The sequence below is a fragment of the Streptomyces sp. PT12 genome, from assembly GCF_003311645.1.
Classification (GTDB): domain Bacteria; phylum Actinomycetota; class Actinomycetes; order Streptomycetales; family Streptomycetaceae; genus Streptomyces.
The window spans coordinates 1-1,548 of record NZ_QEST01000049.1 but is presented as its reverse complement, the minus strand read 5'-3'; the positions used below and the strand labels follow the sequence as shown (position 1 = coordinate 1,548).

General features: G+C 68.9%; 2 protein-coding genes. One reads left to right on the top strand and one right to left on the bottom strand.

Going from position 1 to position 1,548, the window contains the following annotated elements:
• The first annotated feature begins 329 nt into the window (after positions 1 to 329).
• Positions 330 to 1,088, top strand: a complete 759-nt coding sequence (locus DEH69_RS05110) for a helix-turn-helix transcriptional regulator (protein ID WP_113685682.1) — start codon at positions 330 to 332, stop codon at positions 1,086 to 1,088.
• Between the two features lie 274 nt (positions 1,089 to 1,362).
• Here DEH69_RS05110 and DEH69_RS31275 read toward each other — a convergent pair.
• A partial coding sequence (locus DEH69_RS31275) for a hypothetical protein (protein WP_181727258.1) occupies positions 1,363 to 1,548 on the bottom strand: 186 nt, incomplete at its 5' end.

Sequence of the window (1,548 nt, the reverse complement as noted above, 5' to 3'; positions counted from 1 at the left end):
CCCGTTCCGGGCAGCCAGGACACAGATCAAGCGGCGTCGCCGGGGGGCATTCCCGTCCCACGATCACCGTGACCGACGAGTCCTCGTCCAACGGCGGCGGCGCGGGCGGCAGATGCTCGTCTCGCGGCTGTGGGGGCGGCGCCCCCATAGCGTCTGCACGCCCATGGGTAGCCTGTTTCATGTCTGCGCTCCTTGCAGCGTCGACCGGCCCCGAGCCTTCCATCGGCTGCGGGGCACTACATAGAGTGGTCGGTCGATGCACATTGCGCGGCGACGGTCGAGGCGTCATTTCGGTGTCATTGAAGAGCGGTCCCGACTACTGTGAGCCCATGAGCGCCACACCCAACAGGGCCCTGAGAGCAGTGCGCGTGGGCCTCCTCATGAGCCAGGACGACCTGGCAAGGGCTCTACGAGACGAGGGCCTCACCAGCGCATCCAAGCGTCTGGTGCAGCGATGGGAGGCTGGCGAGACCACACGTCCTCGCCCTCAGCACGCCCGCGCGCTGGAACGGGTGACACGAACACCGATCGACCAGCTCGGTTTTACCGTTGTCGCCCGCGTCAGCGAAGACGGGCACGGCGGCCACGATATAGAGCCCGTACCGCCTCCACGTCCCGACCAACCGACACCGGCAGCGGTGAGCAGCAGCAGGCCGCGCGCCTTCTCCGGAATCTGGCTGTCGCGATACGAGTACTACAGCTCGGGACGGTCGGAGAAGCGGGTTGGCCTCCACTACGTAGTAGTGCTCCAGCACGGCAATCGGCTGACCGTGCGCAGCGTGCCCGGAAGCGCCGACTCGCTTCTCACCATCGATCTTGAGGTCGACGGTCACATCGTCACCGGGACATGGGCTGAGCAGACGGCGGTCACGGGGTATTACCGTGGCGCCCGGTACCACGGAGCCATACAGATGCTCGTGGACCCGACCGGGCGGCGGATGAACGGGAAGTGGATCGGGTTCGGCAGGGAGTTCGACATCAACTCCGGACCCTGGACTCTGCTATTCCAGGACGCCTCGACGTCCAAGGCCACTGTGTCGAAGTACGGCCATCAGCCGGACGATCCGGAATCCTCGACGCGCGCATGACGAAGCGCCCCGCGGGCGGCCACGGGAAAACCCTGTCAGCGCCTCGTCGCTGACAGGGTCCTCCTACGGCCGTTGACGTGGCTGGGGCGGGTGGCGTACGGCGCGGCAGGGGTGGCCGGTTTGGCGCGAGGCTCCGGAGCGGGGCCGATGGAGACGGGTTCGATCCAGACCACGGGCTGAAGGGTCCCGGGGTCGCAGCCGAGCCGGCAGCGGCCGTTGACGGGCTGGTCGTTGCCTCGGTCGGGGGCGCGGAGGGAGAGGTCGATCGCGCCGTTCACCGTGGCTCCCGGGCGGCGTGGCTCGCTTGTCGGGCGGCCTTCCGCAGGTGTGCGACGGTGGCGCGGGCGGCGTCGTGGGCGGCGTGCCGCTGGTCGGCGTTGAGCGTGTGGTCCTTTGTGTGGGCTACGGCGGCCAGCAGCCGCCCGACCGGGGCGGCGAGCGCGGGGGATTCGCCCAACGG